Source organism: Bacillus sp. MBGLi79 (assembly GCF_002953915.1).
In genome coordinates this window covers 180,194-186,708 of record NZ_CP026521.1, presented here as the reverse complement: position 1 = coordinate 186,708, position 6,515 = coordinate 180,194, and the positions used below count along the sequence as shown (strand labels likewise).

General features: G+C 42.1%; 15 protein-coding genes. All 15 read right to left on the bottom strand.

The annotated features are described in order from the left end of the window. Window positions 1-67: 67 nt before the first annotated feature. Window positions 68-466: a 30S ribosomal protein S8 gene (gene rpsH / locus C1T29_RS01040; RefSeq protein WP_003241998.1), complete on the bottom strand. Its 399-nt coding sequence runs from the start codon at window positions 464-466 to the stop codon at window positions 68-70. Window positions 467-497: 31 nt separating this feature from the next. Further along, the gene (gene rpsN, locus C1T29_RS01035) at window positions 498-683 is read right to left on the bottom strand and encodes a 30S ribosomal protein S14 (protein WP_003156488.1); all 186 of its coding nucleotides are present in this window, start codon (window positions 681-683) and stop codon (window positions 498-500) included. 22 nt (window positions 684-705) lie between these two features. Further along, on the bottom strand, window positions 706-1,245 hold the full coding sequence (rplE, locus tag C1T29_RS01030; RefSeq protein WP_003225809.1) for a 50S ribosomal protein L5: 540 nt from the start codon (window positions 1,243-1,245) through the stop codon (window positions 706-708). Window positions 1,246-1,271: 26 nt separating this feature from the next. Continuing rightward, window positions 1,272-1,583 (bottom strand): 50S ribosomal protein L24, encoded by a 312-nt coding sequence (gene rplX, locus C1T29_RS01025; protein ID WP_003156486.1) that lies wholly within the window; start codon window positions 1,581-1,583, stop codon window positions 1,272-1,274. A gap of 36 nt (window positions 1,584-1,619) precedes the next feature. Further along, a complete protein-coding gene (rplN, locus tag C1T29_RS01020; RefSeq protein WP_003225805.1) occupies window positions 1,620-1,988 on the bottom strand; it encodes a 50S ribosomal protein L14 in 369 nt (122 codons plus the stop codon). A gap of 40 nt (window positions 1,989-2,028) precedes the next feature. Continuing rightward, window positions 2,029-2,292 (bottom strand): 30S ribosomal protein S17, encoded by a 264-nt coding sequence (rpsQ, locus tag C1T29_RS01015; RefSeq protein WP_003225804.1) that lies wholly within the window; start codon window positions 2,290-2,292, stop codon window positions 2,029-2,031. Between the two features lie 22 nt (window positions 2,293-2,314). Beyond that, complete coding sequence (gene rpmC, locus C1T29_RS01010; RefSeq protein WP_003156482.1) at window positions 2,315-2,515, bottom strand: 50S ribosomal protein L29; 201 nt, start codon at window positions 2,513-2,515, stop codon at window positions 2,315-2,317. Next, window positions 2,505-2,939 (bottom strand): 50S ribosomal protein L16, encoded by a 435-nt coding sequence (rplP, locus tag C1T29_RS01005; protein WP_003225801.1) that lies wholly within the window; start codon window positions 2,937-2,939, stop codon window positions 2,505-2,507. Before rplP ends, rpmC begins: the two co-directional genes overlap by 11 nt. A gap of 1 nt (window position 2,940) precedes the next feature. Beyond that, entirely contained in the window at window positions 2,941-3,597 is a 657-nt protein-coding gene (rpsC, locus tag C1T29_RS01000) for a 30S ribosomal protein S3 (protein ID WP_208945594.1), read from the bottom strand. Window positions 3,598-3,600: 3 nt separating this feature from the next. Continuing rightward, window positions 3,601-3,945 (bottom strand): 50S ribosomal protein L22, encoded by a 345-nt coding sequence (gene rplV / locus C1T29_RS00995; RefSeq protein ID WP_020449862.1) that lies wholly within the window; start codon window positions 3,943-3,945, stop codon window positions 3,601-3,603. 17 nt (window positions 3,946-3,962) lie between these two features. Then, on the bottom strand, window positions 3,963-4,241 hold the full coding sequence (gene rpsS / locus C1T29_RS00990) for a 30S ribosomal protein S19 (RefSeq protein ID WP_208945593.1): 279 nt from the start codon (window positions 4,239-4,241) through the stop codon (window positions 3,963-3,965). A gap of 57 nt (window positions 4,242-4,298) precedes the next feature. After that, window positions 4,299-5,132: a 50S ribosomal protein L2 gene (rplB, locus tag C1T29_RS00985; protein WP_003225795.1), complete on the bottom strand. Its 834-nt coding sequence runs from the start codon at window positions 5,130-5,132 to the stop codon at window positions 4,299-4,301. Between the two features lie 31 nt (window positions 5,133-5,163). Next, a complete protein-coding gene (gene rplW / locus C1T29_RS00980) occupies window positions 5,164-5,451 on the bottom strand; it encodes a 50S ribosomal protein L23 (RefSeq protein WP_003156467.1) in 288 nt (95 codons plus the stop codon). Further along, complete coding sequence (gene rplD, locus C1T29_RS00975; RefSeq protein WP_003225792.1) at window positions 5,451-6,074, bottom strand: 50S ribosomal protein L4; 624 nt, start codon at window positions 6,072-6,074, stop codon at window positions 5,451-5,453. The genes rplW and rplD overlap by 1 nt, the downstream gene beginning before the upstream one ends. Window positions 6,075-6,101: 27 nt before the next feature. Further along, window positions 6,102-6,515, bottom strand: a 414-nt coding sequence (gene rplC / locus C1T29_RS00970; RefSeq protein WP_208945592.1) for a 50S ribosomal protein L3, incomplete at its 5' end; no start/stop codon positions are given.

Genomic DNA, 6,515 nt, shown 5'->3' with positions numbered 1-6,515 from the left:
GAAGGAATCTCAAGTAGCTTCTTACCTACACGAGACATACCAAACACCTCCATTCATGTTAAACTTCTTACCAAACGTATGCTAGAACTTCTCCACCAGCTTGTTTTGCACGGGCTTCTTTGTCCGTTAAAACACCTTGTGATGTAGAAATAATCGCGATTCCAAGACCGTTAAGTACGCGAGGTACTTCATTAGATTTAGCATAAACACGCAAACCAGGCTTGCTGATTCTTTTAAGACCAGTGATAACGCGCTCGTTGTTTTGTCCGTATTTCAAGAAAACGCGGATGATACCTTGTTTGCTGTCTTCTACGAACTCAACGTCACGAATGAAACCTTCACGCTTTAAAATTTCAGCAATTTCTCTTTTCAATTTAGAAGCAGGAATTTCAAGCTTCTCATGACGTACCATGTTTGCATTGCGAATACGAGTTAGCATATCTGCAATTGGATCTGTCATAACCATTATATAATTACCTCCTTCCCTTTCTTGGGGATTACCAGCTGGCTTTTTTCACGCCAGGAATTTGTCCTTTATATGCAAGCTCACGGAAACAAATACGGCAAAGTTTAAATTTACGAATGACTGAATGCGGACGTCCGCAGCGTTCACAGCGTGTGTACTCTTGTACTTTAAACTTTGGTGTACGTTGTTGTTTCGCAATCATAGACTTTTTAGCCACGATTTCGCCTCCCTTTCATTGATTATTTCTGGAACGGCATACCTACTTGAGTTAATAGCTCACGAGCTTCTTCGTCAGTATTAGCAGTTGTTACGATAACGATGTCCATTCCTCGAACCTTTGTTACTTTATCGTAGTCAATTTCAGGGAAGATTAACTGTTCTTTAATACCAAGTGTGTAGTTACCGCGACCGTCGAAAGATTTTTTAGAAACCCCGCGGAAGTCACGTACACGCGGTAAAGATACAGAAATAAGTTTATCAAGGAAATCATACATGCGCTCTCCGCGAAGAGTTACTTTCGCACCGATAGGCATTCCCTCACGAAGACGGAATCCAGCAATTGATTTCTTCGCACGAGTAACGACAGGTTTTTGACCTGCGATAAACGTTAATTCTTCAACAGCACTGTCGATTGCTTTTGCGTTTTGAACAGCGTCACCAACACCCATGTTGATTACGATTTTTTCGATTTTAGGCACTTGCATGACTGAATCATAGTTGAACTTAGTCATTAAAGCAGGTGCAATTTCTTTATTGTACTTTTCTTTAAGGCGGTTCATGAGATAGACCTCCCTTCCTTTTAATACTATTTATCTAGAACTTGCCCAGATTTTTTTGCTACACGAACTTTTTTGCCATCTTCCACTTTGTATCCTACGCGAGTCACTTCACCTGTTTTAGGATCGAGCGGCATAACGTTTGATACATGAATTGGCGCCTCTTGATTAGAAATACCGCCTTGAGGGTTAGCTTGAGTTGGTTTAGAGTGTTTCTTTACCATGTTAACACCTTCAACTAAAACGCGGTCCTTTTTAGGGAAAGCAGCAAGGATTGTTCCTTGTTTGCCTTTATCTTTACCAGAGATAACCATAACTTTATCGCCTTTTTTTACATGCATCCTGATCGCACCTCCTTGAGTAAGGCATTTATTTCATTAGATAACTTCTGGAGCTAGAGAAACAATTTTCATAAAGTTGTTTTCACGCAATTCACGAGCAACTGGTCCGAAGATACGAGTTCCGCGTGGGCTCTTGTCGTCACGGATGATAACACATGCATTCTCATCGAAGCTGATGTATGAACCATCACTTCTGCGCGCTCCGCTTTTAGTGCGAACGATAACAGCTTTTACGACTTCACCTTTTTTGACAACGCCTCCTGGTGTTGCTTGTTTAACCGTGCAAACAATTACATCACCAATGTTAGCTGTTTTACGTCCAGAACCACCAAGAACTTTAATAGTAAGTACTTCACGTGCGCCAGAGTTGTCAGCTACTTTTAAACGAGTCTCTTGTTGAATCATTATTTGTTACCTCCCTTCGGAAAAAGAATTCCGAACTTTATTAGATAATAACAGCTTCTTCGACAACTTCAACTAGACGGAAACGCTTAGTTGCAGACAATGGACGAGTTTCCATAATCTTAACGATGTCACCGATTTTAGCTTGATTATTTTCATCATGTGCTTTGAATTTTTTTGAGTATTTTACGCGTTTACCGTAAAGTGTATGTTTTTTGTATGTCTCAACAACAACAGTGATGGTTTTATCCATTTTGTCAGAAACAACACGGCCTTGGTAAACCTTGCGTTGGTTACGTTCGCTCATGCTCACGACCTCCCCTCAGTGATTATTTATTAGCAGCAATTTCTCTTTCACGAATCACAGTTTTCATGCGCGCGATAGCTTTGCGCACTTCACGAATGCGAGCAGTATTTTCAAGTTGTCCTGTCGCTAATTGAAAGCGAAGATTGAAAAGTTCTTCTTTAAGAGACTTTACTTTTTGTTCAATTTCAGCAGTGGTAAGGTCACGAATTTCATTAGCTTTCATTTGATTCACCACCAATTTCTTCACGTTTTACGAACTTCGTTTTAATTGGCAATTTGTGAGATGCAAGACGAAGCGCTTCACGAGCAACCTCTTCAGACACACCAGAAATCTCAAATAAAACTTTGCCCGGTTTTACAACAGCTACCCAACCTTCTGGAGCCCCTTTACCGGATCCCATACGTACCTCAAGTGGTTTAGCAGTGTAAGGTTTAGAAGGGAAAATTTTGATCCAAACTTTACCGCCACGTTTCATGTAACGAGTCATCGCAATACGTGCAGCTTCGATTTGACGGTTAGTGATCCAAGAAGCTTCAAGAGCTTGGATACCGAATTCACCGAAATGTACTTCAGTACCGCCTTTCGCACGGCCACGCATTTTTCCGCGATGCTCTCTGCGATATTTAACGCGTTTTGGTAATAACATATTATTTTCCTCCTTCCTCAGTTTTCTTCTTAGTAGGAAGAACCTCTCCACGATAGATCCAGACTTTCACACCAAGCTTACCGTAAGTAGTATCAGCTTCAGATGTTGCATAGTCAATGTCCGCACGTAATGTGTGCAATGGAACAGTTCCTTCACTGTAGTATTCAGAACGAGCGATATCTGCACCGCCAAGACGACCAGAAACCATTGTTTTCACACCTTGTGCTCCAGCACGCATAGTACGTTGGATTTGTTGTTTCTGCGCACGGCGGAAAGAAACACGGTTTTCTAATTGACGAGCGATGTTGTCAGCAACTAGCTGTGCATCAAGATCTGCTCTTTTGATTTCAAGAATGTTAATGTGTACACGCTTGCCAGTAAGGCTGTTAAGGGCTTTGCGAAGCGCTTCGACTTCAGAACCGCCTTTACCGATAACCATACCAGGCTTAGCTGTGTGGATCGTAATGTTAACGCGGTTTGCTGCACGCTCGATTTCCACTTTAGAAACAGAAGCGTCAGACAGGCGTTGATTAATAAATTCACGGATTTTCAGATCTTCGTGAAGGAAGTCAGCGTAATCTTTGCCAGCGTACCACTTAGATTCCCAATCACGTATAACACCAATACGAAGACCGACTGGATTTACCTTTTGACCCACGAGTTATCCCTCCTTCTTTTCTGATACAACGATAGTAATGTGGCTCGTACGTTTGTTGATTTGGCTTGCACGTCCCATAGCGCGCGGACGGAATCTTTTCAACGTAGGGCCTTCGTTCACGTAAGCTTGAGTAACAACCAGGTTGTTTGCATCCATTTCGTAGTTGTGCTCAGCGTTAGCGATAGCAGATTTTAAAACTTTTTCAATAATCGGGGAAGCAGCTTTTGGCGTAAGGTTTAAGATCGATACTGCTTCACCTACTTGCTTGCCTCGAATCAGGTCCATTACTAGACGTGCCTTACGAGGAGCAATACGGACTGTTCTTGCGACAGCTTTAGCTTGTTGCATTTAAAAGCCTCCTCTCATTAGCGTCTTGTTTTTTTGTCATCACTAGCATGACCTTTGTAAGTGCGTGTCGGTGCGAATTCACCCAACTTGTGACCTACCATATCTTCAGAGATGTAAACAGGCACATGTTTGCGTCCATCATAGACTGCGATTGTGTGACCGATAAATTGCGGGAAAATAGTAGAACGGCGAGACCAAGTTTTCACAACTTGTTTCTTATCCGCTTCATTTAATTTCTCGATTTTTTTCATTAGATGATCATCGACAAATGGTCCTTTTTTTAAGCTGCGAGCCATTTTGGAACCTCCCTTCGTGATTGCACTACGGTCCGAAAAGAACCGTAGACAACCCCGTTATTTATTTTTACGACGACGTACGATGAATTTATCTGATTTGTTCTTTTTCTTACGAGTTTTGAATCCAAGAGTTGGTTTACCCCATGGAGACATTGGTGATTTACGTCCGATTGGCGCACGTCCTTCACCACCACCGTGTGGGTGATCGTTAGGGTTCATTACAGAACCACGAACTGTAGGACGGATGCCTTTCCAGCGAGAACGTCCAGCTTTACCAATGTTGATAAGTTCGTGCTGTTCGTTACCTACTTGACCGATAGAAGCACGGCAAGCAGAAAGGATCATGCGAACCTCACCAGAGTTAAGACGTACAAGAACGTATTTACCTTCTTTACCAAGAACCTGAGCAGATGTACCAGCTGAACGTACAAGCTGTCCGCCTTTACCAGGTTTTAATTCAATGTTATGCACAACTGTACCAACAGGGATGTTGATAAGTGGAAGTGCATTACCTACTTTAATGTCAGCTTCAGGACCTGACATGATTTCAGTACCCACTTGAATTCCTTTAGGAGCAAGAATGTAACGTTTTTCTCCGTCTGCATAGTTGATTAGAGCGATGTTAGCTGAACGGTTTGGATCGTATTCAACTGTAGCAACGCGTCCAGGTATACCATCTTTATCGCGTTTGAAGTCGATAACACGGTATTGGCGTTTATGTCCGCCACCTTGGTGACGTACAGTCAATTTACCTTGGTTGTTACGTCCGCCTTTTTTGTGAAGGGGAGCAAGCAAGGATTTTTCCGGCTTGTCAGTCGTGATTTCAGCAAAATCTGAAGTTGTCATGCCACGACGTCCATTAGAGGTCGGTTTATACTTTTTAATCGCCATTTTGAATTTCCCTCCTTCTTTTTACAGATAATTAAGCTTCAAAAATTTCGATTTCTTTGCTGTCTGCAGTAAGTTTTACGATCGCTTTTCTGCGACGGCTAGTCATACCAGTGTAGCGTCCAACACGTTTTGATTTACCTTTGTAGTTCATGATGTTGACTTTGTCAACTTTCACTCCAAAGATGCTTTCAACCGCGTCTTTCACTTCTGTTTTGTTAGCTCTTACATCAACTTCAAAAGTATATTTCTTTTCAGTCATTAAATCAGCAGAACGTTCAGTAATGACGGGGCGCTTTAGAACATCACGAGGATCTTTCATTATGCAAGCACCTCCTCTACTTTTTCAACCGCTGCTTTTGTAATCAGAAGCTTCTCGTGGTTGACAACGTCTAAAACGTTGATTCCGTTAGCTTCAACAACAGTAACTCCAGGAATGTTACGAGCAGATAAAGCTACTGCTTCGTTTGCATCCGCAGTTACGATTAAAGCTTTTTTCTCAACAGATAATCCTTTAAGGATAGCTGCCATTTCTTTTGTTTTAGCCGTATCAAGAGTAAGATCTTCAAGAACGATGATGTTGTTGTCGTTCACTTTAGAAGACAATACTGATTTGATTGCCAAGCGGCGAACTTTTTTAGGTAATTTATAAGAATAGCTGCGTGGTGTTGGGCCGAATACGACACCACCTCCGCGCCATTGCGGTGAACGGATTGAACCTTGACGGGCACGTCCAGTACCTTTTTGACGCCATGGTTTACGACCTCCGCCGCGTACTTCAGAACGATTTTTTACTTTGTGAGTTCCTTGACGTAAGGAAGCTCTTTGCATAAGAATAGCGTCGAATACAACACTCTCATTTGGTTCGATACCAAATACAGAAGCATTTAATTCGATGTCACCAGCAGTAGAACCGTTTTGGTTGTATAATGCTACTTTTGGCATGATCAATTTCCTCCTTTCCTAAGAGAGTTATTTAGATTTAACAGCACTTTTAACAGTGATTAAAGTTTTCTTCGCACCAGGTACGTTACCTTTGATCAAAAGAAGATTGCGTTCTGCATCAACTTTTACGATTTCAAGGTTTTGAACAGTGATTTGCTCTCCGCCCATACGTCCAGGTAATAATTTACCTTTGAATACACGGTTAGGATCTACAGGTCCCATTGAACCAGGACGACGGTGGTAGCGTGAACCGTGAGACATAGGTCCGCGAGATTGTCCGTGGCGCTTGATCGCACCTTGGAAACCTTTACCTTTAGATACTCCTGTTACATCTACGATTTCTCCAGCAGAGAAAATTTCAACCTTGACTTCCTGACCAACTTCATACGCATCCATTTCCACTCCGCGTAATTCTTTAACGAAGCGCTTAGGAGCAGTTTC

Coding starts and splice junctions, on each gene's coding strand:
- rplW (WP_003156467.1), bottom strand. CDS start 5,451: ATGAAAGATCCTCGTGATGTTCTAAAGCGCCCCGTCATTACTGAACGT.
- rpsQ (WP_003225804.1), bottom strand. CDS start 2,292: ATGAGCGAACGTAACCAACGCAAGGTTTACCAAGGCCGTGTTGTTTCT.
- rpsH (WP_003241998.1), bottom strand. CDS start 466: ATGGTTATGACAGATCCAATTGCAGATATGCTAACTCGTATTCGCAAT.
- rplD (WP_003225792.1), bottom strand. CDS start 6,074: ATGCCAAAAGTAGCATTATACAACCAAAACGGTTCTACTGCTGGTGAC.
- rplN (WP_003225805.1), bottom strand. CDS start 1,988: ATGATTCAACAAGAGACTCGTTTAAAAGTAGCTGACAACTCTGGCGCA.
- rplV (WP_020449862.1), bottom strand. CDS start 3,945: ATGCAACAAGCTAAAGCTGTCGCAAGAACAGTCCGTATTGCTCCTCGT.
- rplB (WP_003225795.1), bottom strand. CDS start 5,132: ATGGCGATTAAAAAGTATAAACCGACCTCTAATGGACGTCGTGGCATG.
- rplX (WP_003156486.1), bottom strand. CDS start 1,583: ATGCATGTAAAAAAAGGCGATAAAGTTATGGTTATCTCTGGTAAAGAT.
- rpmC (WP_003156482.1), bottom strand. CDS start 2,515: ATGAAAGCTAATGAAATTCGTGACCTTACCACTGCTGAAATTGAACAA.
- rplP (WP_003225801.1), bottom strand. CDS start 2,939: ATGTTATTACCAAAACGCGTTAAATATCGCAGAGAGCATCGCGGAAAA.
- rplE (WP_003225809.1), bottom strand. CDS start 1,245: ATGAACCGCCTTAAAGAAAAGTACAATAAAGAAATTGCACCTGCTTTA.
- rpsS (WP_208945593.1), bottom strand. CDS start 4,241: ATGGCTCGCAGCTTAAAAAAAGGACCATTTGTCGATGATCATCTAATG.